The sequence below is a fragment of the Candidatus Nitrospira nitrosa genome (genome assembly GCF_001458735.1).
GTDB lineage: Bacteria > Nitrospirota > Nitrospiria > Nitrospirales > Nitrospiraceae > Nitrospira_D > Nitrospira_D nitrosa.
Window position 1 is genome coordinate 276,561 of record NZ_CZQA01000009.1, and the last position, 26,584, is coordinate 303,144.

General features: G+C 55.7%; 29 protein-coding genes, 1 tRNA gene and 2 riboswitches. Of the genes, 3 read left to right on the forward strand and 27 right to left on the reverse strand.

Annotation, left to right across the window (positions count from 1 at the left end):
- Positions 1–2 precede the first annotated feature (2 nt).
- The 14 genes from cobS to COMA1_RS13530 form a co-directional block, all read right to left on the reverse strand.
- A complete protein-coding gene (gene cobS / locus COMA1_RS13465; RefSeq protein ID WP_090749377.1) occupies positions 3–767 on the reverse strand; it encodes an adenosylcobinamide-GDP ribazoletransferase in 765 nt (254 codons plus the stop codon).
- A 5-nt stretch (positions 768–772) separates the two neighbouring features.
- A complete protein-coding gene (cobT, locus tag COMA1_RS13470; protein WP_090749378.1) occupies positions 773–1,825 on the reverse strand; it encodes a nicotinate-nucleotide--dimethylbenzimidazole phosphoribosyltransferase in 1,053 nt (350 codons plus the stop codon).
- A gap of 13 nt (positions 1,826–1,838) precedes the next feature.
- Complete coding sequence (locus COMA1_RS13475) at positions 1,839–2,399, reverse strand: bifunctional adenosylcobinamide kinase/adenosylcobinamide-phosphate guanylyltransferase (protein ID WP_090749380.1); 561 nt, start codon at positions 2,397–2,399, stop codon at positions 1,839–1,841.
- A complete protein-coding gene (locus COMA1_RS13480) occupies positions 2,377–2,904 on the reverse strand; it encodes a cob(I)yrinic acid a,c-diamide adenosyltransferase (protein WP_245631081.1) in 528 nt (175 codons plus the stop codon). Before COMA1_RS13480 ends, COMA1_RS13475 begins: the two co-directional genes overlap by 23 nt.
- A complete protein-coding gene (bluB, locus tag COMA1_RS13485; protein WP_141654344.1) occupies positions 2,858–3,667 on the reverse strand; it encodes a 5,6-dimethylbenzimidazole synthase in 810 nt (269 codons plus the stop codon). Before bluB ends, COMA1_RS13480 begins: the two co-directional genes overlap by 47 nt.
- A 142-nt stretch (positions 3,668–3,809) precedes the next feature.
- Entirely contained in the window at positions 3,810–4,388 is a 579-nt protein-coding gene (locus COMA1_RS13490; protein WP_090749384.1) for a hypothetical protein, read from the reverse strand.
- Between the two features lie 83 nt (positions 4,389–4,471).
- Positions 4,472–4,687, reverse strand: a complete 216-nt coding sequence (locus tag COMA1_RS22215; RefSeq protein ID WP_176698052.1) for a cysteine-rich CWC family protein — start codon at positions 4,685–4,687, stop codon at positions 4,472–4,474.
- Positions 4,684–5,280 (reverse strand): cob(I)yrinic acid a,c-diamide adenosyltransferase, encoded by a 597-nt coding sequence (gene cobO / locus COMA1_RS13500; RefSeq protein ID WP_090749388.1) that lies wholly within the window; start codon positions 5,278–5,280, stop codon positions 4,684–4,686. The genes COMA1_RS22215 and cobO overlap by 4 nt, the downstream gene beginning before the upstream one ends.
- A complete protein-coding gene (locus tag COMA1_RS13505; RefSeq protein ID WP_090749390.1) occupies positions 5,280–6,686 on the reverse strand; it encodes a cobyrinic acid a,c-diamide synthase CobB in 1,407 nt (468 codons plus the stop codon). Before COMA1_RS13505 ends, cobO begins: the two co-directional genes overlap by 1 nt.
- A gap of 6 nt (positions 6,687–6,692) precedes the next feature.
- The gene (locus COMA1_RS13510) at positions 6,693–8,627 is read right to left on the reverse strand and encodes a TonB-dependent receptor plug domain-containing protein (RefSeq protein ID WP_245631083.1); all 1,935 of its coding nucleotides are present in this window, start codon (positions 8,625–8,627) and stop codon (positions 6,693–6,695) included.
- Positions 8,628–8,775: 148 nt separating this feature from the next.
- Positions 8,776–8,902, reverse strand: a riboswitch (cobalamin riboswitch).
- Between the two features lie 135 nt (positions 8,903–9,037).
- Positions 9,038–9,808, reverse strand: coding sequence for a carbon-nitrogen hydrolase family protein (locus COMA1_RS13515; RefSeq protein ID WP_090749393.1), 771 nt, complete (start codon positions 9,806–9,808; stop codon positions 9,038–9,040).
- A 1-nt stretch (position 9,809) separates the two neighbouring features.
- The gene (locus COMA1_RS13520; protein WP_245631085.1) at positions 9,810–10,712 is read right to left on the reverse strand and encodes an ABC transporter ATP-binding protein; all 903 of its coding nucleotides are present in this window, start codon (positions 10,710–10,712) and stop codon (positions 9,810–9,812) included.
- Positions 10,709–11,857, reverse strand: coding sequence for a FecCD family ABC transporter permease (locus COMA1_RS13525; RefSeq protein ID WP_090749395.1), 1,149 nt, complete (start codon positions 11,855–11,857; stop codon positions 10,709–10,711). The genes COMA1_RS13520 and COMA1_RS13525 overlap by 4 nt, the downstream gene beginning before the upstream one ends.
- A gap of 7 nt (positions 11,858–11,864) precedes the next feature.
- Positions 11,865–12,872, reverse strand: coding sequence for an ABC transporter substrate-binding protein (locus COMA1_RS13530; RefSeq protein ID WP_245631087.1), 1,008 nt, complete (start codon positions 12,870–12,872; stop codon positions 11,865–11,867).
- A gap of 83 nt (positions 12,873–12,955) precedes the next feature.
- Positions 12,956–13,213: riboswitch (cobalamin riboswitch) on the reverse strand.
- Positions 13,214–13,353: 140 nt separating this feature from the next.
- Here COMA1_RS13530 and rpmB point away from each other — a divergent pair.
- On the forward strand, positions 13,354–13,545 hold the full coding sequence (gene rpmB / locus COMA1_RS13535; RefSeq protein WP_090749397.1) for a 50S ribosomal protein L28: 192 nt from the start codon (positions 13,354–13,356) through the stop codon (positions 13,543–13,545).
- Positions 13,546–13,560: 15 nt separating this feature from the next.
- Here the strand turns inward: rpmB and COMA1_RS13540 are convergent, their stop codons facing one another.
- The 11 genes from COMA1_RS13540 to COMA1_RS21125 form a co-directional block, all read right to left on the reverse strand.
- Positions 13,561–13,878, reverse strand: a complete 318-nt coding sequence (locus COMA1_RS13540; RefSeq protein ID WP_141654345.1) for a hypothetical protein — start codon at positions 13,876–13,878, stop codon at positions 13,561–13,563.
- A 474-nt stretch (positions 13,879–14,352) separates the two neighbouring features.
- Entirely contained in the window at positions 14,353–14,781 is a 429-nt protein-coding gene (locus COMA1_RS13545) for a hypothetical protein (protein ID WP_090749401.1), read from the reverse strand.
- Between the two features lie 287 nt (positions 14,782–15,068).
- A complete protein-coding gene (locus COMA1_RS13550) occupies positions 15,069–15,353 on the reverse strand; it encodes a hypothetical protein (protein WP_090749403.1) in 285 nt (94 codons plus the stop codon).
- 583 nt (positions 15,354–15,936) lie between these two features.
- Positions 15,937–16,011 (reverse strand) — tRNA-Gly (locus COMA1_RS13555).
- A gap of 86 nt (positions 16,012–16,097) precedes the next feature.
- Positions 16,098–17,309 (reverse strand): tyrosine--tRNA ligase, encoded by a 1,212-nt coding sequence (tyrS, locus tag COMA1_RS13560; RefSeq protein WP_090749404.1) that lies wholly within the window; start codon positions 17,307–17,309, stop codon positions 16,098–16,100.
- A complete protein-coding gene (locus tag COMA1_RS13565; protein ID WP_090749406.1) occupies positions 17,306–17,746 on the reverse strand; it encodes a ComEA family DNA-binding protein in 441 nt (146 codons plus the stop codon). The genes tyrS and COMA1_RS13565 overlap by 4 nt, the downstream gene beginning before the upstream one ends.
- Positions 17,743–19,176, reverse strand: coding sequence for a dihydrolipoyl dehydrogenase (gene lpdA, locus COMA1_RS13570; protein ID WP_090749407.1), 1,434 nt, complete (start codon positions 19,174–19,176; stop codon positions 17,743–17,745). The genes COMA1_RS13565 and lpdA overlap by 4 nt, the downstream gene beginning before the upstream one ends.
- A 154-nt stretch (positions 19,177–19,330) precedes the next feature.
- Complete coding sequence (gcvH, locus tag COMA1_RS13575; protein ID WP_090749409.1) at positions 19,331–19,717, reverse strand: glycine cleavage system protein GcvH; 387 nt, start codon at positions 19,715–19,717, stop codon at positions 19,331–19,333.
- Between the two features lie 176 nt (positions 19,718–19,893).
- Complete coding sequence (gene ndk / locus COMA1_RS13580; RefSeq protein WP_090749411.1) at positions 19,894–20,313, reverse strand: nucleoside-diphosphate kinase; 420 nt, start codon at positions 20,311–20,313, stop codon at positions 19,894–19,896.
- A 189-nt stretch (positions 20,314–20,502) separates the two neighbouring features.
- A complete protein-coding gene (locus COMA1_RS13585; RefSeq protein ID WP_090749413.1) occupies positions 20,503–22,017 on the reverse strand; it encodes a glycosyltransferase in 1,515 nt (504 codons plus the stop codon).
- A 132-nt stretch (positions 22,018–22,149) separates the two neighbouring features.
- Positions 22,150–22,659, reverse strand: coding sequence for a DUF2314 domain-containing protein (locus tag COMA1_RS21125; RefSeq protein WP_176698054.1), 510 nt, complete (start codon positions 22,657–22,659; stop codon positions 22,150–22,152).
- Positions 22,660–22,901: 242 nt separating this feature from the next.
- Here COMA1_RS21125 and COMA1_RS13595 point away from each other — a divergent pair, with 242 nt between their 5' ends.
- Positions 22,902–23,681, forward strand: coding sequence for a lysozyme family protein (locus tag COMA1_RS13595; RefSeq protein WP_141654346.1), 780 nt, complete (start codon positions 22,902–22,904; stop codon positions 23,679–23,681).
- A gap of 75 nt (positions 23,682–23,756) precedes the next feature.
- On the opposite strand, the gene COMA1_RS13600 is transcribed toward COMA1_RS13595, so the two are convergent.
- Together COMA1_RS13600 and COMA1_RS13605 are read right to left on the reverse strand one after the other, a co-directional pair.
- Positions 23,757–24,635 carry a hypothetical protein gene (locus tag COMA1_RS13600; RefSeq protein ID WP_090749421.1) on the reverse strand — a complete coding sequence of 293 codons (879 nt, stop codon included), beginning with the start codon at positions 24,633–24,635 and terminating at the stop codon, positions 23,757–23,759.
- Positions 24,623–25,117 carry a hypothetical protein gene (locus COMA1_RS13605; protein WP_176698055.1) on the reverse strand — a complete coding sequence of 165 codons (495 nt, stop codon included), beginning with the start codon at positions 25,115–25,117 and terminating at the stop codon, positions 24,623–24,625. The genes COMA1_RS13600 and COMA1_RS13605 overlap by 13 nt, the downstream gene beginning before the upstream one ends.
- Positions 25,118–25,236: 119 nt before the next feature.
- Here COMA1_RS13605 and COMA1_RS13610 point away from each other — a divergent pair, with 119 nt between their 5' ends.
- On the forward strand, positions 25,237–26,550 hold the full coding sequence (locus COMA1_RS13610; protein ID WP_176698056.1) for an MFS transporter: 1,314 nt from the start codon (positions 25,237–25,239) through the stop codon (positions 26,548–26,550).
- The last annotated feature ends 34 nt before the right edge of the window (positions 26,551–26,584 follow it).

Sequence of the window (26,584 nt, forward strand, 5' to 3'; positions counted from 1 at the left end):
GGTCATGGCAACCGAAGCAAGAGGGGAATGGACAGAAGAAAGAGAATCTCGATCACTTCATTTGTGGCCCCGAGGGTATCCCCGGTGACCCCGCCGAACCAGCTGCGGCACCCCCACCAACCCATCAGCACGACAAATGCCCCGCCCATCATGACGACGAGCGAGCTGACGATGCCAAAACCCACTCCCAGTCCAATGGCCACAATAAGTGTCGCCACGACAACGTGCCGCCAAGACAGATGGGTCAGAAACGGTGCGGCCAACCCGCCTTCTTTCCTGGCATAGGGAGAAAGCCACGCTGAGGTCACCATGGCCCAACGGCCAACCGCCGGCATGCAGCAGAGTGCCGGTACCCGCAACTCCTGGGGCAATGCCATCAAGCCGGCATACCGGAGCATCAACGAGAGGGAAAGCCCGGTTGCCCCGAGTGCGCCGATGCGAGGATCGCGCATGATCGACAGTCGTTCGCTCAGTGTGCCGCCTCCGGCCAGTCCATCCAAGGTATCAGCCAATCCATCCTGATGAAGTCCGCGTGTCAGCAGTACCAAGAGCACGATCAACAGTGCGTTCACGACGAGATTGTCAAAGACCTCCTGCAATACCAAATCAGCAACAACCAAACCACCGCCGATCAGCAAGCCAACGACGGGATACCACGCCATCGACGCCGCCAGCTCAGGCGCCGTCGGTTCATGATGAGCTCGGCTCAGAGGAATAGTCGTGAGAAAATGCCAGGCAAAGATGAATGGACGGGCGACAGCTCCCATAGGCGTCACAGCTTGTTTGCAACACCGGCTTCTTCGAAGGTCGCCATCTCCGTATAGACTTTGACCGCCGCACAAACGAGATCCATTCCTAAACAGGCCCCGGTCCCCTCGCCGAGTCGAAAATCGAGGTCAAACAGCGGGGTCAACCTCAGATGGCTCAGAATTGCACGATGCCCCTGTTCAACCGACCGGTGCGCGGCAATGAGATACTCGCGACACAACGACTGAATTCCCACGGCGATCAACGCCGCGGCACCAGCGATGAATCCATCCAGCACCACAGGCACCCGGGAGGCTGCTGCCCCGAGCATCAACCCAGCCAGCCCGGCAATCTCCAATCCGCCGATCTTTGCCAGTACACCGATCGGATCGGACGACTTCGGACGATGGAGATCAAGAGCCCGTTGAATCACGCGTACCTTGTGCGCACGATCGGACTCCTGAATACCTGTCCCATGTCCGGTGACCTCTTCTACTGGCCGACCCGTCATCACGGCAGTAATGGCCGCGCTGGAAGTCGTATTCCCGATGCCCATTTCCCCGGTTCCGATGAGGCCGATGCCTTCCTGTACGGCCTCTTTCGCTAACTCGATCCCCACCATAACAGCATGCTCCGCCTGTTCTCTCGTCATGGCCGGCTCACGCGAAAGATTATGCGTCCCATTCATGATTTTGCGATGAATCAACCCAGGGGCGGCCGTAAACTCGTAATCAACTCCGATATCGACCACACGAACAACAACCCCCGCATGCCGAGCGAGGACGTTGATACCGGCTCCACCCCGAAGGAAATTCAGGACCATTTGCGGTGTGACCTCACGGGGATACGCACTCACACCTTCTGCAGTGACACCATGATCCGCAGCGAAGGTGAAAACCATTCCACGGGGGATACTTGGCTTCAATTCACCGGTCATGGTGACGTAGGCGGTCGCCAACTCCTCGAGCTTGCCGAGGCTACCGAGCGGCTTGGTCAGGCGACCTAAATGAGTCTGAGCTTTGGTTTGTAGCGCTAGATCCAGCGATTGAATCTGACGACAGACATCCTGAATCGACATAACACTCCTTTCCTCACTTCAGGCGAAGCGGAAGTCCACTGACCACCAGATAGGCTTCATCCGCCCCGGCGGCAAGGCATTGATTCACTCGTCCGGAAAGATCACGAAAGGCTCGCACCGATGGTTCAGCGGGAACAAGGCCACAACCTAACTCATTGCTGACGATGATGACACTGGCGCCAGTCAGCCGCATCGCCTCAAGAAGGGGTTCAATCCGAGCAAGAATGATTGACTCCACGAGACCACTTCCGAGCAGATTACTTAACCAGAGCGTCACACAGTCGAACACAATAGTCCGATACTCTGGCCCCTGCTCGGCAAACCATGCCTCCACATCGAGAGGCTCTTCAACAGTCTGCCATTCGGCGGAACGAGTCGCCTGGTGCCGAGCAATTCGTCCTGCCATTTCCTCATCAAGCCCCTGCCCAGTCGCCACAAATGCACGTGGCCCACGAGAACCGCCTACCTGAAGGGCAAATTCGCTTTTCCCAGACGAGGCTCCGCCTAACACAAGAATAATACGGCCCTTGGGTCGACCTACAGACCGACCTTTACGTGGACTTCTTGGCGACATTGCGTTCCCATAAAAACTCAGGCTCGCCCTGTGTTTTGGCGACCCAACGAGCCAGGACAAAGAGGGTATCGCTCAGGCGATTGATAAACTTGATGATCTGCGGATCAACCGGCTCGGTCTTAGAGAGCGCCACACACAATCGTTCAGCTCGACGACAAATCGTCCTCGCCTGATGCAAAAAACTGGAAACTTTCCCGCCACCAGGGAGAATAAACTCTTTCAGTGGTTCCAAAGTCTTCTGGCATCGATCAATCGTTTTTTCGAGGCGTGTGACATCGCTCGCCATCACCTGCGGCATGTTCTTGAACGTCTGCCCCGGTGCCGTCGCAAGAATGCTCCCGACATCAAAAAGCTTGTTCTGCACCCATCTCAGCTCATCCTCCAACTGGCCGGCCTGTTTGTTGTGCCCCCTCGTTTCGCTATTGAGCACCCGGACGACTCCGATTGAAGAATTCAATTCATCGACGGTGCCGTAGGCTTCGACTCGAAGACTGTCTTTCCACACCTGTTGGCCGCCGGCGAGCCTGGTCTTTCCCGCGTCTCCCGTTCTGGTATAAACTTTCGTGATTCTCATACCCGTCCCGCTCCTCCTCATCGGCGTAATTGCCCCACCCATCGTAATGAATCAGCCGGCTCACTGGAATCCGGTCCCGCCACCCCGCCGTCTCCAAATCAGGAGCTTGTTCAAATCTCGAGACATACCCCAAGCACAAATAGGCCAGAATCGTCACCGATTTAGGAACACCAACCACTCGCTTCAACGCATTATGATCAAGAATACTGACCCAACCAACACCGATCCCTTCAGCTCTGGCCGCAAGCCAAAGATTTTGAACGGCACAACAGGTACTGTAGAGATCCGTCGCACGCACCGTAGAACGACCAAGTACATCTGCCCCTCCACGCCTCCGACTACAGGTCACACACAGGTTGATCGGAGCCTCTTCGATCCCCTCCAGTTTCAATCGTCGGTAGAGATCGCCCTTCACACCTGTATAACGGCGTGCGGCTTCCGTATTGGCTTCAACGAATAACCGCTTCACTGCGCGTTTCGTCGCCGCATTTCGTATCACCACAAAATCCCACGGCTGCATAAAGCCGACCGATCCGGCATGATGCGCCGCAGTCAACAGCCGCATCATGACTGGGTCAGAGATTGGCCTCGGCAGAAAGTTTCGACGCACATCACGACGTTCAAAAATCGCCCGATAGACGGCATCCCGCTCTGAGCGGGAGAATTTGAGAGCATTGGCGGCTCGGCGCGTCATCGATCACACTGTTGATAATGTGGTTTGATCAGACACCTGGCTTCTTCGAATCCCATCGATCCTATTTCGTTTCTTCGAGCTAACCAGAATGGACCACGCGTAGGCGGATCGCACTCGAACGTTGCTCGATAGGAACCAGCGGCTAATTGGACGTTCTACCACTCGAGAACGACATGATCGGCATGCGCACGACGACGTGGATCATGCCGGCAATCCAGATATAGAACGCTATCGACGAGAGCGATCGTGGGAAGTATTCCATGAATCGCCGTGCAAACTCGGCCACACCAGTCGGCTCAAAGCGTCCGGAGAGAAAATAAAAACTGCCGCTCGAAATCATCTCGCAGACCGCCGTGCCGACGACCACACTCATCGTTAATGGAACGAGCGTCGCAACGGTGTCGCGGTGACGTTCGGCATACCAATGGCCAGCGAACCACAGTGTGCCGTAGGCAGGGAGTAAAAAGCCATAGGCGGGGCTGACACAGAAATTGCTCACGCCGCCCCATGTCACGGCGGCAAAGTCGATCGCCGCGGCTTCCGCCAGTAATGCGGGAAAGACCCAGCGGGAACGCAAATACACGCCGGCAAGAAAGAAAATCGCCCACGAGGCGCTCGGCAGATGCTCCAGAGGTGCGAAATGATATCCCCTTGTCACGCCCATGAGCACGACCAAGACGACCCCGATGACCAGTTGTGTTCGAACTGAGCATGCACGCATGGTTGCGACCTCCTTCTTGTCGATACCGAATTATTGATATTGATCCTGCAGATGATCGAGGCGATCCCATTACATGCACTCGGTCAGCGCTTCCGCTGATCCGTCGATGATTCCTGAGGCCCTCGCTCACCCATACTGACTCTCTGTAAGCAGGCCGGACACAGACAATCCTTGAACCGCGCAGCGATCCAATCCATCTGCTGGTCCGTAATGCCGATCGCTCCGCACCAACATTGATAGCCAACACATTCGAACGATTGTCCGCAACGCTCACACGTCTTCGTGACTGGCCCTCTCAAAATTCAACCCCGGCCTGGGCCTTGATGCCTTTGCGAAAGGGGTGCTTGACCTGTTTCATCTCCGTCACCAGGTCGGCCTCTTCCAAGAGATCGGCTGGTCCTCCCCGACCTGTGATCACCACATGCTGCATCGGCGGCCGGCGGCGAAGGACCGGCAGAACGTCTTCGAGTCGGACGTAGCCGTACTGCAACGCGATATTGAACTCGTCAAGAATGACCATCGCATAGGAAGAATCGCGCAAACACTCACAGGATTTCGCCCAGGCTTGTTGCGCAAACCGAATATCCCGTTCCCGATCCTGTGTTTCCCAGGTGTAGCCTTCGCCCATCCGTAGAAATGTGACCCGATCCCTAAAAGACGTAAGCATCCGTTCTTCCGCCGTATCGATCGCGCCTTTGATGAATTGCACAACGGCTACCTTCATGCCGTGGCCGACGCATCGCAGCGCCATGCCCAAGGCGGCAGTCGTCTTCCCCTTACCAGCTCCTGTGTGGACGATCAGCAATCCCTTCTCATCCTGCGCGGCATCGATTCGCCGATCCACCGACGCCTTCAGCCGCGCCATCTTTGCTTTGTGATCATCTTGCTCCATCATGAAACCTTTGATACGCCCGGAACATTCGCGCCAGAATCAGTTCGGCCAACAGAAGCAATCAATGACGCTGCGATACTTGGCTGACTGGCAAAATGTAGATGTGTATAGAGTCCCAACGTATTATTGAGCAGCATGCCGTCAAACCCCTTTGACTCACCTTGTGCATCAGCCAAGGTACAGGCATACGCCAGCGGCCCTTTCGGAATCACCTCAGAGTAGTGGAATTCATGCCCCCGCGCAGCCAACCCGGCTGCCCCGAGCATGCACGGTCGAGTCAGCTCGATTGCCCGATATCCCAGAGTCATCCGCTTGCTCTGCATCGTTGCTTCGGCTGGAAAGAGTCCTACCATCTCAGACAGCACTCCCTCAAAACTTCTGATGCCCTGCGTGAGGTACATCATACCGCCGCATTCCGCATAAATGGTCCCACCCCGCTCAGCGAATCGGCGGATCGCCTGTTTCATCGGCCTATTGGCCGCTAACGCCGCACCATGCAACTCAGGATAGCCTCCACCGAAATACAACAGTCCAAGATCATCTGGAAGCATCTCGTCATGGATCGGAGAAAATGAGACCAATTCGCCCCCTTTGGCTTCAAGCAGTTCGAGATTGTCAGGATAGTAGAAGCAAAAGGCTGCATCCCGCGCCACACCGATCCGCACCGTCTTCGGAGCTGGGTGAGTAATAGGATCTCGTGTGAAAGGGAACGGCGCGCACGACTTCGCGAGCACTTCAAGACCCTCCAGATCAACGGTGTCCTGCACCAACCTGGCTAATCGTTGGTACGGAGCAGGAGCTTGTTCGTGACCAGGCATCACAAGACCCAAATGACGCTCGACAATCGTCACCGTGGGATCAGGACGCAGATAACCGAGCGGAATGACATCCGTCTCCTGCTCGACCGCTGCCTTGAGTAACTGGTAGTGCCCGTCGCTACTCACACGATTGAACAGCACACCGGCCACACGCAAGGCCGGATCAAAGCGTGCGTAACCTGCCACCATGGCTGCGGCAGAACGAGCCATCGCGCTGCCGTCGACAATCAGCAGAACCGGTGCCTCCAACTGCTTGGCTAATTCCGCCGTGCTGCCAATCTCGTTGACGGGCGAACTGCCATCGAACAATCCCATGACTCCTTCGATAACGGAGACATCAACATCAGTCGCAGCAGAAACAAAGATCTCACGGTTACAGTCTGCCCCAAGCATCCATCCATCGAGGTTGCGAGAAGATCGGCCGGTAGCCGCTTGATGGTGGCTTGGATCGATAAAGTCCGGTCCAACCTTAAACGGCTGCACGAGGCGGCCCCGCTCTCGTAGGGCCGCCAAAATCGCCAACGTCGCAGTGGTCTTCCCGACACCGCTGTGGGTGCCGGCAATGACCAATCGTGGATAGGGCTTCATACGACTTTAGATGGGAAGATCATAATTGATCCGCACGCCACCAAAAATCGAACGAATCGGTGTGCCGAAGAACAGCACTTCTTCATACTTCTCGTTGAACATGTTATCGAACCGCAAATAGGCCTGGACCTGCTTCGTGACGTCATAACTGGCAGACAGATTCCAGACCAAAAATGACGGAATCGCATTCGTATTTCCGGTATTGTTGAACCGCTGGCCAAAGTACCGCCCTTCCACATTTGCCCGCAAACCTTCGATCGGTTCATAACTCAGGATGGCGGACCATTGATTGAGCGGCCATTTGGGGACGCGGGTGGTTTGGCCATTCTGAAAGTTTTCCGTGTCCGTGTACGTATAGTGAACCAGAAGATCTAAGCTCTTGGCCCAAGGCTCGTCACGATACAACCTCAATTTGACACTCGCCTCAAACCCTCTTGCCGTCGCCAACCCAACGTTGACCGCACAGAAATTCGTACCGAACGATCCGACTCCGCAGGCCACAGGATCTTGAGCCGCAAGAATGAGGTTGCGATACCGTGTCCAGAAATATCCCACACTGACGGTTCCTCGATTATTAGGCAATGTTTGCTCGATAGCGGCATCAAGCGACTGACTTTTCTCCGGTTGGAGATTCGGATTGCCGAAATTCGGAAAAAACAATTGATTGATCGTCGGCGCGCGAAATCCGGTGGCATAACTGCCGCGGATTTTGGTTCCTGTTTCCTTGAGTAAATACCCGCCCGTCACGCGATAGGTTGTGGCGCCGCCGAACACGTTGTACTCGTCCTGCCGAATTCCCGCCGTGCCAAATACGCGATCCCAGAGGTTCAACTGCGCCTCCCCAAATCCTGCATGGCTGCTGACACCTTTATCCTCAAACGTCGACGTGTTTGTGAGCAGGTTGCGATTATCGCCTTTTTGCTCACGAAACTGATAGCCAGCCGTCAGTAATAAGGGCTTGCCGACTTGAACATTGTGCTGCCACTCAATCCGGTTGCTCGTGGTCTCAATTTGAGACTTAAACGGGAAGCCGATCGCCCCCGTTGCTCCGGTCACGACGTTTCGGGCGACCGTTCCACCATCACTCATCAGGTTGTCGGTCGCCCGTGACAAGGTCAGGCGTTGCGACCACCATGAAGTGATCGGTTGCGAATAGTTTCCTGAAAAGACGTATTGGGTGGCTCTTGATTTTGCCCCCAAAGCATCCGCCGGATCGGACGCAAAGGTGACTGAATTAAACGCAAACCCATCGAAGTTCACAATCGACTTCATCCACCGAAAGCTGAATTCCAGCCTTCCATCTCTGGGAAGATCGGCGCCGAGCCGAAGCGATCCTTGCCAGTTGTGATACCCATCGCGCTCAGCCGCCCCACGCCGATAATTGATCGCTGAAAAACCTGCCGTATCCCAGCGGGAGATCGACCCGGAAAAATCGATCGGCCCTTTCTTGCCACCCAGACTGGCTCCCTCCCGAATCGTATTGAACGAGCCATACTCCGCAAAGCCTGAAATATTGGGTTTGTCGTGCCCCCGCTTTGTAACGATGTTGATCACACCGCCCATCGCATCTGCCCCCCAGAGCATACTCTGACTTCCTCGTAAAACCTCAATCCGTTCGATGTTGTCGCTCGTCAGATTGGCAAAGTCGTAGGCGCCGGTCGTCGCGCTGTTGACAATCGCGCCATCGATTAACACAAGTGTTTGCTCTGGTGTTCCTCCACGCATCCGTACGTCCGCCGTCGTGCCTGGTCCCCCGCTCTGGTTGACCGAGAGCCCTTGTGCCCAGCGAAGCGCCTCGGAAACCGTTTTGACCTTTCGTTGCTGCATCTCTTCGCCGGTGATGACTTCGACGGCGCTGGTGACTTGCTTAGTCGATAACGGGGTCTTGGTCGCACTGATCACGACATCAGGAGCCTCGACGGTCTCCTGTTGATCAGCCATGGCAATGTCCTGAGCGAATGCGGACGGGGTGGTAGCACTCAAACAAGCAGAAAAGACACCGACAGCACAAACACGTACGACATAGCAATACGCGCGATGCATGACAACCTCCCTTTGACTCGAAGGGTGTGAATGTTTCCCGTCCGTTGGGTCTCCTGACTTGCGGATCATCGTTTCCCTGCGCCTTCCCGTGCGGTGAAACGCACAGTGGCATGTGGCAGAGTCACTCCCCGCTTACAGTGGCGGCACCGTGATGGAATTGCACCATCTTCCCCGGCACTGACGGCCTATCTCGTTCTAAACCCTGACCTCCTTACTCCGGCGCATCCACCAGTATTCGATAGAAAAAGGGGATGCGCCTTTCCCTATCCAGCACGGATCCTCCCATACACCCTCGTTGCTGAGCCGAGCTAGCTTCGTAGGTAGTCGGCACGAAGGTGGGGTGAGCTTGGTACCATATTGGAGAAGTCCCAGTCAAACGTGAGGACTGCCGACCGCTCTGACGTATGAGACAACAATCGGTCACCATTCTTCGCGACTAAGCTCGGCGCCTTCCAAAAGTCGAGTGTCTCCTCTGCACCTGTTCGATTACACACGATCAAGGGAAGTCCTGTTTCATAGCTCCGCTGTTCCCATTCTCCATTTGGCCCATGAATGCCTGGTCCCCATGACGCGGGCGACACCAACATTTTCGCGCCTTCAAATTTCAGCGCTCGCGCAATATCAGGCGTATAGGCGTCGCTGCACACGAGAAGACCGACCCTGATCCCGTCGCACTCGATCGGCTCAGCACGGTCACCTGGGCTCGACCATGAGCGTGAATCACTCACGACATTGATCTTGCGATGTCGCCCTACAATCTCACCCGTCGGGCCGATGACAAAAACTGAGTTATAGAACCGCCTGCCCTCCCGCTCCGGGCAGCCGAGAAATACGGTTTGTTTCAACGTCCTGACTAGCTTACAGACCTGTTGCATCCACGGGTCGGGTTGCGGCTGTATCCAATCTGAGCCGACGACGTGGGTAAACTGTAGTCCACACACCGCAAGCTCCGGCGTGACGATCCATTGCGCTCCGATTGCGGCGGCATGTTTGATCGCCTCGACAATCACGTACCGGTTCCGATCAATGGCCCCGGGAACTGTCTCAAGATGAAGCAGTGCGATCTTGCCTGTCCTCATATCATGCTCCACCTGGCATACACCGTCCAGGAAGCGTCACTCGCGGCAGCCCGGTCTCCGGATGTCGGTCCACCAGCACCCGGCATCGATACACCAATTCCAACGCCCTCTGCTCAATCACGTGCTCAGGACAACCCAGCCGTACGATCCGCCCTTGATCCAATAACAGAATCCGGTCGCAATATTGGCTGACAAGATTCAAATCATGCGAGACGAGGATCACCGTCAAGCCACGCGCGACCTTCAATCGGCGGAGTACCGAACCGATCTCAACCTGATGTTGGAGATCGAGAAAGGCGGTCGGTTCATCGAGCAACAAGACTTTGGGCGTCTGAGCCAACGCTCGCGCAATCATCGTCCGCTGCCGCTCCCCGCCGGAGAGGTCCGTCACCGCCCGCTGAGCCAAGTGGATGACGTCCATGGTCGTCATGGCGTCCTCGGCTATGGCGACATCCTCCCCACTTTCCCATCCGAATCCAGTTCCCCATCGATCTCGAGAACGATGGGGAAATCGACCCATTAAGACTGTTTCCGCAACCCTAAAGGGAAAGAGCTGCTGGCTCTCTTGTGGCACCACTCCCACCACACGAGCTATTTCGTCTTGCCCCATTCCCGTCAGATCTCGGCCAAACAATCTGACGACGCCTTGCTGTGGGCTGGCAAGCCGTGCCAATAGTTTCAGCAAGGAGGTCTTCCCAGACCCATTGGGCCCTACGATACCCAAAACCTCTCGTTCGACAACCTGAAAGGACAAGTCATTGAGAATCCATTTATGGCTCATGGATTCCATTGACTGATACCGAAACCGAAGGGACTGCACCTCATAGGCGTAATAGGGTTTGATCTCGCTCGTCGGACAATGCGTCTCAAGCTCACCAGGTTGACTGTCACTCACCCCACTCATGCCAAACGATCCTTGCGCCAAAGCAGAAGATAGACGAAGAATGGCCCGCCAGCCAACGCGGTGATGATGCCGACCGGAATTTCCGTGGGCGCGATCAATGTCCGCGCCATCGTATCGGCTCCCATAAGAAAGGTGCCGCCAACCAACGCCGACGCAGGAAGGAGCAGTCGATGGTCGGCGCCAATGGCCAGCCGCACGGCATGGGGGACCACCATCCCGATAAACCCGATCATGCCGCTGACGGACACCACCGCACCGGTGACTAACGCCGTCAGAATGAAAATGGAGCGCTTTGCCCGTTCTGTATCGATACCAAGCGTGCGAGCCGTATCTTCTCCGAGTGCCAAGATATTCAACGCACGCATCTGCCTGAAGAGGAGCAGGAGGCTGATCGAAAGATAGACCAGCACCCCGACGAGCCCACTATAGGTAGGAGACGTGAGTGTTCCCATCAACCAGGCCATCATTCCATAGGAACGATTTGGATCGAGGATCGACGTAATGAACATGATCAACGCGGAGAAAATGGCGTTCAAAATCACCCCGGTCAACAGCAAGCTATGAATCGGTAACCGTTCGGCACTGGTCGCCATTCGATAGACTATTACCAACGCCATGATCCCTCCGGCAAATCCACAGGCCGGTAAAGCAGCCTCCGCAAGAAACGTGGTCCCGGCCCCACACAGCACACCCAGCGCCGCACCGAGAGCCGCACCACTGGAAACGCCAAGCACATAGGGATCCGCCAAAGGATTTCGTAACAAGGCCTGTAATACGACACCCACCGACGCCAATGAGCATCCCACGAAGAACCCCAGCAAGACCCGAGGGAGTCGAATCTGGAGCAAGATCGTACGTGTGATATCGGCGGCAGCGTCGTCCGTTCCAGGTTGCTCACGTGTCATCGCGCCCATCAACAGGCGAAACATTTCTCCATAGGCAATCGGTTGAGCTCCAAAGTGAAGACACACCAGGCTTGCGACAACCGCCGTCAGACTCAACAGCCCAAGTATCAGGATCAAACGTGAACGGGTAAGGATAGCTTCTTGAACAAGACTGCCTCGAGCTGACACCGCAGCGCCTTGTCCGCCAGACAACCGATCGGCACAGGAACGTGGAGCCCCTGTGGCTGATGGTTGTTTCACAAGAGCCTCATGGGTGGAACGCAGGGGCACCGGGACCAAACAGTTCCGGATGAATCGCCCGGACGAGCTGCTCCAGCCCCTCAATGACACGAGGCCCAGGACGATTCAGAAGACTTGACGAGACTTCATGAAATCTCTTTTGTTTGACCGCTGAGAGGGAATACCACCGCCGCCACTGCTGCTGCTCGCTTCGCGGTACCGTTTCGACCTCGCCGCTCGGGAAAATCAGCACCTCCGGATCCTCCTTGAGCACCGTCTCCATACTCAGTCGTGGATAGGCCACACCCGCCTGAGCAGCGATATTGACTCCCCCTGCGAGGCCGATCATCTGGTGGATGAAACTTCCCGGCCCAACGCTGATCAACGGTTGGCTATTTAAGACATACAAGACTCGCTTCACCGGGAGAGTCTCCACTTTGAGCTTGAGCTCGGCCATCCGCTGGCGCATGCGCTGAGTGACGTCGTTCGCGACCGAGGTTTTCTCAAACATCGTCCCCAAGGTGTGGATCTGAAGTGGGATATCCTCTAAGGTTTTGGCATCGAGCACGAACAGCGGAATTTTTAACTGTTCGAGTTTTGCGAGAACATCAGGACGGAGAAAGTCTTTGGGTGCGAGCACCATGTCCGACCGCAAGGCAATAATGGTTTCCACATTGGGATTCGCATAGCCCACCTTGGCCTTCGATTGTGCACCAGCCGGATAATCACAAAACTCCGTGACTCCGACGATCTGATCCGCCAAACCAAGCGAAAACAGCATCTCCGTGATACTCGGCGCCAGCGACACCACACGGGCCGGCGGCTTGGCCAGATAGATGCGTCGCCCGACATCATCGACAAATGCACGGGACGAGACGTGGGCCATGAACGGCATGCCGGTCAGGATGCCCTGTTGCCGTCGCTTCATCACACCAACATCTCCTTCGCCACTTTCACCGGACCATGAAACCACAAGCGTGAGTGCGGCCAGAATCAACGCCGTAAGAATCGGATGTGGTTGGCTCCATCGCGTCAATAGAAAAAATCCCCAAGGCCCGACCAGACCTTGAGGATTGCACCCGCGTCTTCATCCTCACCCGTTCCCCAGCCTCGAGGGAACGACGGTCATCTCTTCGAGCAGGTCTTCTGGCTCATGGTTCCCCCTACTCCCCGTGCCTTCCCAGCATGCACATGAAACATATCTCGTGAATCGTATCTCGCGTCATAACACGAGCGCTTCACGAAACAACGCTTCACAGCCACGCAAGTGGCATCAACGGGTTTCGTCCCCATTCACAGCGGCGGGACCGCGAGGGCTTCGACCCTCTTCCCTTACTCGAAGGCTCCTTCACCGAAGCAGGATAGGAGAGGGCTAAAGAGGTTGTCAAGATCGAGCCGCTTGTGCCTCCATCCCACGATGTATCATGAGAAGAATCAGACGCTTGTGAGCGTTCATCCGGCTATGGTACTATCCCAACGTTCAACTGAATTTCACTTCAGCGAGAAGGAGTACGATCGTGGCGCTTATGTGTGAACTGTGCCTCAAGAAGCCGGTCTCTGGGAATAACGTCAGCCATGCGAACAATAAGACCCGGCGGGTGTTCAACCCCAACATTCAAACTGTGCGAGCTGTGGTCGGCAAGAGCCACAAGCGAATCCGCGTCTGCACGCGCTGCTTACGTTCAGGATTAGTCAAGAAAGCCGTCTAGTTCTTTCCTAACGGTTTAGGGTGCACTCCACAGAATCCGGCCTCCTCGCTCGACTAACTTGATGATTAATGGATCGTCAGGCGACAGGGTGAGGGTCCGGCTTCCGTCCTTACTCCGAAGCACAAGTCCTATCTCACCGTTTGCATCCAAGCCAAGACCGGCGCGTGCCTTGCCTTTCGCATCCAGCAATAGAAATTCCTCCGCATGGACTCCGTTGGGATTCTGCGCTTCAACCAACTGCGGGAAGAACACCTGAGTGCTAAGCATGCCTCCGACTATTCCGCCAAGAAATGCCGCAGAGCCAAGCGCAAGCATCTGTTTGAGCATCATCATTATCCTTTCGTAATATCCAGAAAAACAGGCAGAGGCACGCAGCCAAGAATGAGCAGCATGCCATATTCTCCGCGGTATGTGATCCCTTCATCTCGTAACCACCTTACTCAACCGATCTGGTTTGCCGGACAGTCGCTGTATATCTCCATCGACTCTTATTCGTCCTCACCCGGACTCTACCGTTACTAATCTTGAATTTCCGGCTAGGATGTACTCAATGGGCGTATCAGCGACCGATGGATCCGAGGGAATTTGTGAAAGGGTGGAAAGCCATCCAACCCCCATAGCGACGTCTGCCTTGGTCGCGGATGTCACTCCCGGATGGAGTTGAAGAAATGTGAGTATCGGTTCAAGCTCTGCTTGCGGTCCTTCTTTGGTTACCTTTCGTCTTAATTATCTATGATGGTTATGAAGTGGAGAACGGATCCCTACCAAGCAAGCGTCATTCTGATACTCGGATTTGTGAGCGATAACTTAGCGGGAGGGCTCGAGCTCAGCCGCATATTGCACACCGTCCTCCATGATTCCGATAAAGCGCATCATGCGTGAACCATTCGATACAAACAAAGAGCCGGTGGCAGTGCCTCGTTCGGTTGTCACGGTCAGCTTCCCATCGGCCAACGTGAAGTGCCCTTGCCCGCTGAACACTCCTATGGTCCGATAGCTGGAAAACTCATAGCGTCCGTCATTATCGATCGACAAGCGAATCCAGTCGTCCTTGCGCACTTTTGGAGCCCGCACCAGAAGACCTGCCCACTTGCCGGCAACCAAACCGAATGAATCGATAGGTTCTGGGCTCCACTGTTGCGCGGGCGCGTGACCAACCGATTGACACCCCGGGGCCGCCAGAGTCAATAGGGGCAAGCAGATCAGCAGCGCCACCATTCGAAGAGTTCGACTCATACTCACTGGATCCTCCCTGAGTTGTCTTTGTGTTATACCTTGAGCACCTGGTTGAAACTCACCCGCCTGCGGAGGCCGACCAGTATAAGGTGGTGATGCAATGCGGCGACTGAGAGACTACAAGCCTCTTCCTCGTCACATCAATAACTGCAGCGGTCTGAAATCGCATCACAAAGAGTCTACTTGAATTTCACAGGAATCTTGTACTGTAACGCAGGCCATACGGCCACCCCGATGGCTTGTTGATGGGCACTCTCCATTCCGGCACCGGGTGTGAGTTCGCGAGCCTAGACTCCCAAAATCATCTCACCGCCGCCGGTAATCCCCGCAACATTTCCCGTGCCACTAAGAATCGTACATGGTCCACGATAGCTCTCAAAAATATCACCAGAGCAGAAATACCGTGCAAAGACTCGATTCCCATCTGCGTCTGTGATTGTGCAGCGGCGTTCTCCCCTTCTGCATCCCTTGGCAAGGTTCACATCGAGAGTTTCCTGGCAAACGACCGAAGCCGCTTCCAGTGAGCCTTTGCCTCCATTAACAAACATCACCCCTGCGTAGACGCCAACCATATAGGACTGATCCTCTAGGGAAGGAGTCGAGTTCGCGCAAGCCATTCCAGCGAGCAAACGACCAGCAGGAGAATTCCGCGAGCGAGAGAACGATCAAATCTCCAATCTTTCGTTACGGCAACAGCTGGCCGAACTCGTCGAACGTTGCACCTCCAGGCGTCGTCCGGCGGCAGTTGTTGCTCAGCCATCACCAACAAAAGTATACGTCATGAACTGGTTCGATAGCAAAAAGTTAGGTAGCGGCACGAGTGTACTGGTGAAACAGAGAGAGGTCATGGAATTTGGATAGTATGGCAAGTGAGAGCCTAGCTTCAACGATGCTACCGGGTCGTGGCGAACGAAATGAACAAGACCATGAAGAGAACGAGACTGAACCACGGAGCGACCTTCTCGGCCCAGGTGCCATTGCTCGCCGCTAAAGAGGATATGAAAAAGTTTCGGAGGAAGAAGCTGTGAAGAAATAGTAACGAGACTCGCGGTCCAGCTCCAGATCAAACCTTACCGAGAAAACTTATCTGGAGGCAAGGGCGAAGAGCGGCTGTGCTAAACGAAGCGACGAGTTACACGAAGTGTGATTTTGGTTTGGAGCGGGCGATGGGATTTGAACCCACGACAACTTGCTTGGGAAGCAAGGACTCTACCACTGAGCTACGCCCGCTCACTGGAGATCTTATACAGGAACACCGGCTGACTGTCCAGCCACAGATAGGGATTTGATTTTTCGAGACATCTTTCCATCCATCGCTATTCAACCCGTTCCACCGTCGCAAACTTTCGTCGCCCGATTTTCAAACGATGCTGTTTGCCCTGGACAACCTCAAGCGTGGCATTGGCATCACTCTGTTTCTGTCCGTCGAGTTCGAGGCCACCTTGAATGATCAACCGGCGGGCCTCGCTCTTGCTGGGGACCAGTCCTGTCTTGGCTACGAGATCAACCAACCCAATGGCCTTTCCATCTCGCAGATCGTTTGCAGTCAGCTGCACTCGCACATCCGGTTCATCGGGAAACTCTTGTTTCTGGAACTTCTGCGCAAACTCCCCTCTTGCCTGCTTCCCAGCCTCTGCTCCGTGATACTGCGCCACAATCAACTCGGCAAGCGTCTGTTTGGCTTCCATCGGATGCAGTGACCGGGCATGATTGAGATCTTCCGTTGTCAGCAGCTCATAATATCGATACATCAGGGTGTCGCTGATCGACATGACCTTGCCGAACATCTCACCCGGCTTGTCTTCGAGTGCAATGTAGTTCCCGACGCTCTTGCTCATCTTCTTCACGCCGTCCGTGCCTTCGAGCAACGGCATGGTAATGACGACCTGTGACTCCTGACCGTAGTCTCGCTGCAACTCGCGTCCGACCAGAAGATTGAACTTCTGATCTGTCCCGCCCAGTTCCACATCCGCTTTCAGGGCAACGGAGTCATATCCCTGCACGAGCGGGTAGAGAAACTCATGGACACTGATGGGCTTCTGCTCATGGTACCGTTTGTGAAAATCGTCGCGTTCCATCATTCTGGCAACGCGATAATGCGCGGCCAGTTGGATCAATCCATCGGCAGTCATCGTTCCCATCCAGCGGCTATTGAATTCAATAGTGGTCTTCTCAGGATCGAGAATCTTGAAGATCTGACGTTGATAGGTCTTGGCATTCTCCTGAACCTGCTCCTTGGTGAGCGCCTTACGCGTCTCGGAGACGCCGGTCGGATCACCGATCATCCCCGTGAAATCCCCGATCAGGAAGATCACGTTATGCCCAAGATCTTGAAAGTGTTTCAATTTATGGATGAGGACGGTGTGCCCCAGATGCAGATCGGGCGCCGTCGGATCGAAGCCCGCCTTAATGCGTAACGGTCGTTTCTCCGAGAGGGATCGCTTCAGCTTGGCCTCGAGCTCGGTCTGCTGAATGACCTCGACCGCACCACGGAGAATGAGGTCGAGTTGTTGGGCTACATCTTTCATGACGTGAATCGCTCCGTCTCTCGTTGCGTCTCCCTGGTGGAGACCGTGACCAATGACTTGAGGCGATCAAATTTCTTGGCGCCGATCCCTTTGACGCTACGAAGATCTTCGACAGTCCGAAATCGTCCTGCCGATTCTCGATACGCAATCACCCGCTGCGCCAGCACGGCACCAATACCTGGCAACGCTTCCAGCTCATCGGCAGTCGCTTGATTGAGGTCGACCACCATCCGATCGTGCTGGCTGACCACCTTGACCGCTGCTACACGCTTCTCGCCACCTGCATGGTGACTGGAACTGTTCACTAGCTCCGTAGTTCGCTCCTGCGTAGAGGCAGCAAGCGATTGAATAGGCACATGACGCACCCATCCCAGCCACAATACCACTCCAATCGTGACGGCCAACATTCCCAATTTGAGGAGGAGAGACTTGATCATCCCTTCCCTGTCTTTCTCAGTTGATGAATGGCGGCCCCATCAAGATCTTCCATTGATTCCATCACACCTTCAGCCAGCGTGGGGTGGGCGTGGATGAGACGAGCGACTTGCGTAGCCGTCGCCCCAACCTGCATCGCCAACGCCGGTTCATGAATGAGGTCTGCTGCATGGGCCCCAAGCATATGCATACCGAGAATCCGATCAGTCTCGGCATCAGCAATGACTTTGTAGAATCCGGTCGTCTCGCCTGTCGCTTGAGCCTTCCCCAGAGCCCCATACCGAAACCGTCCGACCTTCACCGCCTGATTCGGATCCTTTCCGTTTTCCTCCGCACGTGCTCTGGCCTGTTGCTCGGTCAATCCCACACGTCCAATCTCCGGAAGTGTGAAGATACCGGCTGGGATGACGCTATAATCGATCGCCCGTTGGTGCCCCAAGATATTCTCAACTGCCACCAGCCCCTGCGCTGACGCGACATGGGCCAACATCGCCTTGCCGGTCACATCACCGATCGCATAGATGCCGGGAACATTCGTCTGCATGAACTCATCAACCAGCACTTCGCCACGACGCCCAAGCGCGACACCGACCTGTTCCAATCCAATCCCTTGGGAGTTGAATCCGCGTCCGACCGAGACCAAGAGCTTTTCGGTTGCTATCGTCGTCCCGTCTTTCAACGACAGCGCCAGCGACTCCGATGATCGCGCTGCCTTCTCCACCGTCGTGCCAGTCATCACTGTCACGCCCCGCTTTTTCAACTCACGCTCGATCGTGGACGAAATCTCCTCATCCTCCAATGGCAAGAGTCGCGGCATGAGTTCAAGAATGGTGACCTCTGTACCAAGACCACTGTACAACGCGGCAAACTCGCAACCCTCCACCCCACCACCAAGAATGGCAAGGCTGGCCGGGACTTGTGTCAAGTCCAGCATCTGCTGGCTGGTCACGATCTGCCGTCCATCGATGGGAAATTGGGGAAGATTCGGCCAAGAAGACCCGGTGGCAATCACCAGCGCATCCGCGTGAATCTCACGCTGCGCTCCATCCGGTAGTGTCACGGCTAAGGTGCCTGCATCTTTGATAGCCCCCAGCCCGACAACCTGTTCGATCCCCCAGCCTTTGAACAGCGTCGCGATCCCCTTCACCAGCGTGGCCACGACTTTATCTTTCCGAGCCACCATACGGGCAAGATCATAGGCCGCCGGTGCCTGGAGCATCAGCCCCAGATCCTCCGCTTTTTTGAGCTTGTCACCGAGCTCCACGACAGAGAGGAGCGACTTGCTGGGAATACAGCCCCAGTTGAGGCAGACCCCGCCGAGTTTTTCTCGCTCAATGACCGTAACCCGTGCCCCGAGCTGAGCCGCACGGATGGCTGCGACATAGCCGCCAGGGCCGGCACCAAGAATCGCGATGTGGGGTGAGGAGGTCATGGGATCAGATGCTTATCGTTGAGTGAGGCATCCCGATCCGGTCGGTCACCGTGCGCACCGATCCAGTTAGAAAACGGAGAAGAATCTGCCACCACACGACTAGTCACCAATGAATCAATCACACAATGATGCGGCGATCAAACGGACCAGCGGGTCAATGCTTCTGGCTGGCGAGAAAAGCCTCGTATTGCGCGGCCGTCATCAGTTGTTCAACTTCTCCGGGATTGCTCAGCTCAATGACAGCCATCCATCCCTTGCCATAGGGGTCCGAATTCACCACCTCAGGACGATCTTTCAGGTCCTGGTTGATCTTGGTGACCGTCCCGCTCACCGGCGTGTAGATCGTTGAAGTCGTTTTGGTCGACTCCACTTCCCCAATCTGTTGCCCAACTTTCACGATCGCCCCGACCTTCGGAAGGTCCAGAAAGACGATGTCGCCCAAGGCATCCTGCGCAAAATGGCTGATCCCCACCGTCGCCTGTTTGCCGTCAACTCGAACCCATTCATGTTCTTGGTGATACCGCAAATCGGATGGAATCATGTCGGCTCCATTCTTGAGATTCAGTATGAGAGGCTGAGGTTCAGACGAGGATACGCAACCGACTACTCAACCTCAACCTTGGCCTGGTCAATTCTTCAGGATGGTAGTGGGAGCGGCTGGCATTGTCAAGAAACGGGCCAGCCGTTATTGTATGGCCGGCCCGATCGTGATCTCTACTATCCGAAAATCTCCATACCGGGGAAGAAATACCCAACCTCAAACTGAGCGGTTTCCGGTGAGTCGGAACCATGCACGGCGTTGAATTCGATATTCGCCCCATGGGCTTTGCGAATGGTGCCTGCCTCGGCCTTGGCCGGATCCGTCGCGCCCATCAGCTCCCGGTTCCTCTTAATGGCATTCTCACCTTGCAGCACGATCACCACAGCCGGACCAGAAGACATGAAGGCACAGAGACTGCCGAAAAACGGCCGCGCCTTGTGCACCGCATAAAACCCTTCCGCCACGGCCTGAGACATGTGAATCATCTTGATGGCGATCGGCTTCAACCCTGCTTGTTCGTATCGGTGAATGATATCTCCGATGACATTCTTCTTGACGGCATCCGGCTTGACAATGGCCAACGTTCGTTCGTTCATGTTCGCTCAGACTCCTCCAAATTGTTAACAGATCCAATGAAATAGCGGGCACATTATAGGTGGGGGCTCTTCCGGCTTGCAAGCATGTTGCGCCTCGCAGGATGCTGAAATAGTCTGTCAACGGCGATCTCGCATCGCTCAGAGGCTCACCATATGCGGAGGGGGTACTGGTCGTACCTCATCGCATTCTCATACGGACTTGAGGCGACCGAATCCGTAGACCACCATCTTGAGCAACAACCATCCCTGCGCCGCACGTCGGATCGTGGCACTGCCGAAGGTCCGCGCTTCATATCGAACGGGAATCTCCACAATCTGCAGATTGAGTTTCGATGCCCCGAACAAGAGATCAAAATCCCCGAGGGGGTCGAACTCACCGAAGTATGGCCGATTGGCAGCCAGGCGCTCGTAGTCGCGGAGGAACAACACCTTTGTCCCACAAAGTGTGTCCTTGATTCGCTGATTGAGCAGCCAAGAGAACGCCACGCCAAACATCTTGTTCCCGAACAGCGTCAACAGGCGCATCGCCTGCCCCTCCTGGGGATAGATCAGCCGACAGCCGACGATACACTCGCCTTTTCCACTGGCGATGGCTTCATAGAACTTCGGAAGCGCTTCCGGCGGCATCGTCGCGTCGGCGTCCAAGATCATCAGAATATCGCCCATCGCATGGGCAAACCCCTTGCGGATCGCATCCCCCTTCCCTTGCCCATCCTGTACCAAGAGCTTGATGCTCCGACCGGGATAAAACGCCGCGACACGTGCGATCTCATCTTTGGTCCCGTCGGTCGAATGCCCGTCGATAAACAGAATCTCTTGGCGGCCTCCGAACTGCGGAATCCGTCTGAGTACTGCATCGATGTTGCCTTGTTCATTCCGGCACGGAATGACGATGGTCGTCGAATAGGGCCGCTCCGGCCTCCGGAGCCTTGCGCGAGCGATCACATAGTGCGACAGACAGAGCCCGCGCAACCCTGGAAGATAGGCCAGCAATCGGTTGCATAAGGGAGCAAGGAACGGAATGCGCAGGGGCAGCAACAATCGTCGTTCGACCTTCACCACATCAAAGTCGGCGAGGTACAACAGATTCGTGAGATCCGCCGGCGAGAGCCAGCTGTATTCACGCTGCCGCATCTTGAGCCCGAGCTGCTCACACAACCGGAGTATTGGTTCCCACACATGGTTGTGAGAGGAGACCACCACCCGCGTCTGGGGAGTACAGAGACGGCGCAGCCGCTTGAACGCCGTCTGAACATCGAGGAGATGGCCAACCACATCCGCGAGAATGATGATATCGAAGGTCTCGTCGAGTTGCAGCGTTTCAACATCTCCGACCCGAAACTCCAAGGTCGGATGCCGCCTGCTCGCCTCGCTCACCATCGCAGGACTCAGGTCGATCCCAAGCCCACGTGATGGCTTCAACGCGGCAAGCAGATTGCCGATTCCTGACCCGATTTCTAAGACTCGTAATCCCTCAGGCACGAGAAATCTCAGATATCGAGTCTGATCCTCATAGTAGGCTCTAGCCTTCTGCTCCCACGACAGACGACGCGCGGCGCAGGCATCAAAGTAATCCCGAATGGCTTTTTTCTTGGCGGCAGTCTGGAATCGCCCCTCAGGGTGAAAGGGATCGGTCGATTGGTCGAGGTCTGTCTCGTCCCAATCCGGAGAGGGAAAGAGTTTGAAGAGTCTCGCTGGCCCCATGGAGATCCATGCACAGATGGCAGTGGATCCACAGTATCACCGGCAAGCTATTTTGGCACGAGTTCCGAGAGAATCAGCAGAACGCCCTGCGAATCAGACCTCAGGCGCGCAGGAGACTCAGGATAGCCTTGGTCATCGGTCACACTCCAGGCCATATTGCTTCTGAATCTTTTGGGCCACCTCTGGTGATTCTTTGGTCAAGAGCGCACAGGTGGTGAAGTTTCCAACGACCTTTTTTTTGCCCTTATCGACGTACGTCCAGTCGACGATCTCCGTCTTTGCGAACGAATAAGTCTGGCCCTTCTTCAACGATCGAACCACCGGCACATTCTCGATCCGTCCCGACCAGAGATCGCCTTGGCCTTTCAAGTCAGCAATCCAGAGATACTCAAGACTCTCGCCTTCGCTGACCCGCACCTTCACTGAATAGTGACCGGTATCGGACGGCGGCGATCCTGCTTTTTTCAGAAACCCGTCCAGTCCGGCACGCGCACGCGCCATGGCCTTTTGCATGGCCGGATCCTCATCGCTGACCTCGACCGTACTGTCGTTCTTCGCCTTGTCTGTAAATGATTCGGAGAATACCGGTGGCGACGTCAGCATCACGATGAGCCCAACAGTCAGAGCAACTAGTCGTCGCATAGATCTCCTCCAACAAACTTGCAGCACTTCCCCCCAACTTAGGCGGCCATCTTGAGCCTTCTCGCAACTGTAATGCAAGATTGTTGATCGGCTCCACATCTCCCACCATTGTCTCACGAAAACTCTCGGACGCCCCCGTTGACAGAACGAGTTCATCTGGTCATTGTTACCCCGACACCATGCCGCGTCGTCACGGTGCCCCTCACACCCCATCCCGCCACCCACGTTCGAAGCATCCCCTGATGCGCCTTGCTCGGGGGAGCTGGCATGTCCTGACCGCATTCCTGCGTGCCATTCGAAAGGCTCCGCCGACCATACAAGTATGGAGTACGGTGGCCATCCTGATTACCGCGGCCTTAACGACCAACTGGGTCTATCACGCCTACTATAAGCCAACGGAACTGTTCTTTCCCGTGGAACCGGCCTTTCACAAGAGCCCCCGTGAAACCTGGAGAGAGTATGGGAAACTGTTCGAAGTCCATTCGACGGCCATCATCACACCCGAGCTCCTGGCGGCCCTCGCCCAAGCCGAAGGCTCCGGCAATCCCGTCGCCCGCACCTATTGGAAATGGCGCGTGACCGCACAGAATCCGCTGGAGTGGTATCGACCGGCCTCATCGGCCGTCGGAATGTTTCAGATCACCGACGGGACGTTTCAAGAAGCGAAACGCTATTGCATCCACAACCATGTCGTCGTCGAACAGGGGCCATGGAATAATTTCAATTCCTGTTGGTTCAACAGCCTCTATAGCCGAGTTATTCCTGGTCATGCCATGGAGATGACCTCCGCGTTACTCGACCGATACGTCACTCGGCTGGCAGGGGATCGAGGGGCCACGTTCGAGCAGAAACAGGAGTTGGCCGCCGTCATTCATCTCTGCGGCGCCGGGGCCGGCCGTAATTATGTCATACGCAACTATCGCCTGACCCCGCACCAGCAGTGTGGCGCCCACGATCTCCGCAGCTACCTGCTCAAAATTTCGGCGTTAAAGCAGCAATTCACGTTGCTCAAGGGACAGTGAGAACACGGTCTGAGTGCCCGGTGCTGAGGGTTACACGCTGCAAAGGACCCAGGGAAGTAAGTACGAGCGGAAGAGTCAGCAGGGATTGACGGCTGCAAGCGTGATCAACGAAGACTCTATGTCCGTCAGAATCTGTGTCCGGCTGGGCTCTGCCGTCAGGTACCCGATGAAACTATGCCCACCGGAATACGCAGGAGAGAAGAGTAACGGACTGATTCCCCAATTTGTGTTGGCGTCTAACGTGGCGGGCAAGACAAAGCGAATCCCGCTGATCAAGACGTCCGTGCTTGACGTTCGATGGAGTCCCTTGCCCCCCACCCTATCCGCCGGTGTGGCGACTCCGACAATCTTCAGTGTGCCTAGCGGCGGCGGCAGTGCCTGGCTAAATACTGAGTCGAACGACGCGTTACTGTACAGATTCCCCTGAGAATGTGGGACGATGAGCACGCGGCGACAGGATGGGAAGGCAATCTGTTCCCGATAGGCCGTCGCATGACGAGTGATCGTGGCCTGATCGATTTGATCGGCACTACTGATGGGACGCTGCAACACCTGCGCAATCACACCCGATGTCGCCAGGCCAACCCCTTCCAATCCTTGCCAGAAGGTCGTCGACGTGAACCCGAGCCGTTGTTGACCTGCCTCAAGAAAATCTTTGACGGCTCCAGACGTCGGATTGATGTTCAGAAAGAACAGATGACACATCGCTTGGACGACCGGTGCCATGGTTGGAAGCTTGCTCAGAAACTCCAGCTCCAGCTTCCCGCCGTTCAACCTTGCTTCATCGAGCGTTGTCGTGACCCCATTCACAAAATAGATTGCCGTGCGAGGAGCCGTTGCACTCTGGCAAGCTGATTGAGGTTGCACTTGGGCGTCCGCATCCGGAAGCCATCCCGCTCCTAGGAGAACGCTGAACGAAAGCACAAGGAACCTTCCTGAGGTCAAGACTGACATGCCGTCATCCATTGATCTGCCGGCAACAAAGGGAGGTTCGCTGTCTTCACCTGATCATCGGCCTTCAGATAGGCCTCAGAACGGCTCGGCGTATTTAACAGTTGCGCGCGGACATCGACAAAAATTACATGGAACTCACGAGGTCGCCTCGCCATGAGGCACTCTAAGGCTCGAAAGCGTTCCGTCGCATGGGTGAGAGACTGTGTTTGACTGTCAGCATGAACCAGTGATGACTGAACGGCCCTCGCATACTGACGCACGGCCCTGTTGAGATCCTCGCTGGCCTGGTCGGCATAGGTCGTATCGATATATCGGTCGACATCATCACGCACCCCGTTCGCATCAGCATCCACTCCGACGAGACTCTCCGTCTGGTTCAGAGATGAGGATGGTGCATTCTCTCCACTACAGGACACCAACAGACCACTCAACACTGCCCCTCTCAGAAGGAGAGAACCGGTCTCTCTGCACCACCATCGCATCGCGTGTCCCTCATGATGAAGACAGGCACCCGGCTACTCTACTGATCGCGCCACTGAAAACACAACCCACGTACGAAATCAGCCTGTTCGTGGTATGGTGGGCACTCGACCACACCGTGATGAACGATTCCACCTCCAAAGTCCAAGACAGCCCCCGGACACTTCGCACAACCGTCCTAGCTGGTGCCATCGGCAATGTCCTTGAATGGTATGACTTTGCACTCTTCGGATACTTTGCCCCGATCTTATCCGTCCTGTTTTTCCCGGCTTCAGACCCTTCTCTGTCGCTGATCGCCACATTCAGCGTATTTGCCGTGGGCTTTCTGGCAAGACCGCTGGGTGCACTCTGCTTCGGCTATTGGGGGGATACGAGAGGACGCCGATCAGCCCTGTCGTGGTCGGTGATCTTGATGGCAATTCCCACTTGCCTGCTCGGCCTGCTGCCGACCTATGAGCAGATCGGTCTTGCCGCTCCGATAGCACTGACCCTGTTACGGTTTATTCAAGGTTTCTCAGTCGGTGGAGAGTTTACCGGATCGGTCACCTTCCTGATCGAACATGCCGCACGGAACGAGCGAGGCTATATCGGCAGTTGGGCCGGCTTCAGCGCACAAATCGGCGCGTTATTGGGATCCGGGGTCGGCGCCGTGGCCGGCGCGAGTTTCACGCAGGAGACTCTGCATGATTGGGGCTGGCGCATTCCGTTCTTGGCAGGAAGCGTCATCGCGGTGGTCGGCTGGTATCTCCGCCAACATCTTCCTGAGTCACCCGCCTTTCAACGACTCCAACAGCGCGGTGTGGTCTCATCGACGCCGATTCGTGACTTTGCACGTCAGAACCGGGCACCGCTGCTTCAAGTCATCGGGCTCGTCCTGCTGCATGGCGTGGGATTCTACATCTTCTTTGTCTATCTCCCCACCTATCTGACGAAGGTGAGCGATCTCCCGATGCGGACGGCCCTCACCATCAATACGGTCTGTATGGCGGTGATGGCGATACTGATCCCGATCATGGGCAAGTTAGCCGATCGAGTTGGGCCTCGATGGGTCCTCGCTGGCGGCGCGATGAGCCTTGCGCTCGGTACGGTCCCGTTCTTCTCCTGGTTCAGCAGCGGAGACGTCGTGTCTGTAGCCATGGCGCAATTGGCCGTGACCATCTTCGTCGCCGCCTACATGGGCCCCTTCTTTGCCATCGTCGCGATACTCTTTCCGGTTGCACACCGATATACGGGGCTGTCCATTTCATACAATATGGCATCGGCATTGTTCGGCGGAACAGCCCCATTGGTCGCCACCATGATCTTTGAACGGAGCGGAAGCCCCCTTGCACCGGGATGGTACGTTACGGGGTGCGCGGTCATCTCGTTGCTGGTCCTCATGACGATTCGTGACGAAGCGCAAGTCCCGGCTACGATTCATTCCAGTCTCCGTTGACAGTCATGCCCCTCCATGCTGTAGTTCCACGTGA

Bases quoted from the DNA above. Each gene is read 5' to 3' on its own strand.
- cobS (WP_090749377.1), bottom strand. From the start codon at position 767: ATGGGAGCTGTCGCCCGTCCATTCATCTTTGCCTGGCATTTTCTCACG.
- cobT (WP_090749378.1), bottom strand. From the start codon at position 1,825: ATGTCGATTCAGGATGTCTGTCGTCAGATTCAATCGCTGGATCTAGCG.
- COMA1_RS13475 (WP_090749380.1), bottom strand. From the start codon at position 2,399: ATGTCGCCAAGAAGTCCACGTAAAGGTCGGTCTGTAGGTCGACCCAAG.
- bluB (WP_141654344.1), bottom strand. From the start codon at position 3,667: ATGACGCGCCGAGCCGCCAATGCTCTCAAATTCTCCCGCTCAGAGCGG.
- COMA1_RS13490 (WP_090749384.1), bottom strand. From the start codon at position 4,388: ATGCGTGCATGCTCAGTTCGAACACAACTGGTCATCGGGGTCGTCTTG.
- cobO (WP_090749388.1), bottom strand. From the start codon at position 5,280: ATGGAGCAAGATGATCACAAAGCAAAGATGGCGCGGCTGAAGGCGTCG.
- COMA1_RS13505 (WP_090749390.1), bottom strand. From the start codon at position 6,686: ATGAAGCCCTATCCACGATTGGTCATTGCCGGCACCCACAGCGGTGTC.
- COMA1_RS13510 (WP_245631083.1), bottom strand. From the start codon at position 8,627: ATGGCTGATCAACAGGAGACCGTCGAGGCTCCTGATGTCGTGATCAGT.
- COMA1_RS13515 (WP_090749393.1), bottom strand. From the start codon at position 9,808: ATGAGGACAGGCAAGATCGCACTGCTTCATCTTGAGACAGTTCCCGGG.
- COMA1_RS13520 (WP_245631085.1), bottom strand. From the start codon at position 10,712: ATGAGTGGGGTGAGTGACAGTCAACCTGGTGAGCTTGAGACGCATTGT.
- COMA1_RS13540 (WP_141654345.1), bottom strand. From the start codon at position 13,878: ATGATGATGCTCAAACAGATGCTTGCGCTTGGCTCTGCGGCATTTCTT.
- COMA1_RS13545 (WP_090749401.1), bottom strand. From the start codon at position 14,781: ATGAGTCGAACTCTTCGAATGGTGGCGCTGCTGATCTGCTTGCCCCTA.
- COMA1_RS13550 (WP_090749403.1), bottom strand. From the start codon at position 15,353: ATGGTTGGCGTCTACGCAGGGGTGATGTTTGTTAATGGAGGCAAAGGC.
- tyrS (WP_090749404.1), bottom strand. From the start codon at position 17,309: ATGAAAGATGTAGCCCAACAACTCGACCTCATTCTCCGTGGTGCGGTC.
- COMA1_RS13565 (WP_090749406.1), bottom strand. From the start codon at position 17,746: ATGATCAAGTCTCTCCTCCTCAAATTGGGAATGTTGGCCGTCACGATT.
- lpdA (WP_090749407.1), bottom strand. From the start codon at position 19,176: ATGACCTCCTCACCCCACATCGCGATTCTTGGTGCCGGCCCTGGCGGC.
- gcvH (WP_090749409.1), bottom strand. From the start codon at position 19,717: ATGATTCCATCCGATTTGCGGTATCACCAAGAACATGAATGGGTTCGA.
- ndk (WP_090749411.1), bottom strand. From the start codon at position 20,313: ATGAACGAACGAACGTTGGCCATTGTCAAGCCGGATGCCGTCAAGAAG.
- COMA1_RS13585 (WP_090749413.1), bottom strand. From the start codon at position 22,017: ATGGGGCCAGCGAGACTCTTCAAACTCTTTCCCTCTCCGGATTGGGAC.
- COMA1_RS21125 (WP_176698054.1), bottom strand. From the start codon at position 22,659: ATGCGACGACTAGTTGCTCTGACTGTTGGGCTCATCGTGATGCTGACG.
- COMA1_RS13595 (WP_141654346.1), top strand. From the start codon at position 22,902: ATGCGCCTTGCTCGGGGGAGCTGGCATGTCCTGACCGCATTCCTGCGT.
- COMA1_RS13600 (WP_090749421.1), bottom strand. From the start codon at position 24,635: ATGTCAGTCTTGACCTCAGGAAGGTTCCTTGTGCTTTCGTTCAGCGTT.
- COMA1_RS13605 (WP_176698055.1), bottom strand. From the start codon at position 25,117: ATGCGATGGTGGTGCAGAGAGACCGGTTCTCTCCTTCTGAGAGGGGCA.
- COMA1_RS13610 (WP_176698056.1), top strand. From the start codon at position 25,237: ATGAACGATTCCACCTCCAAAGTCCAAGACAGCCCCCGGACACTTCGC.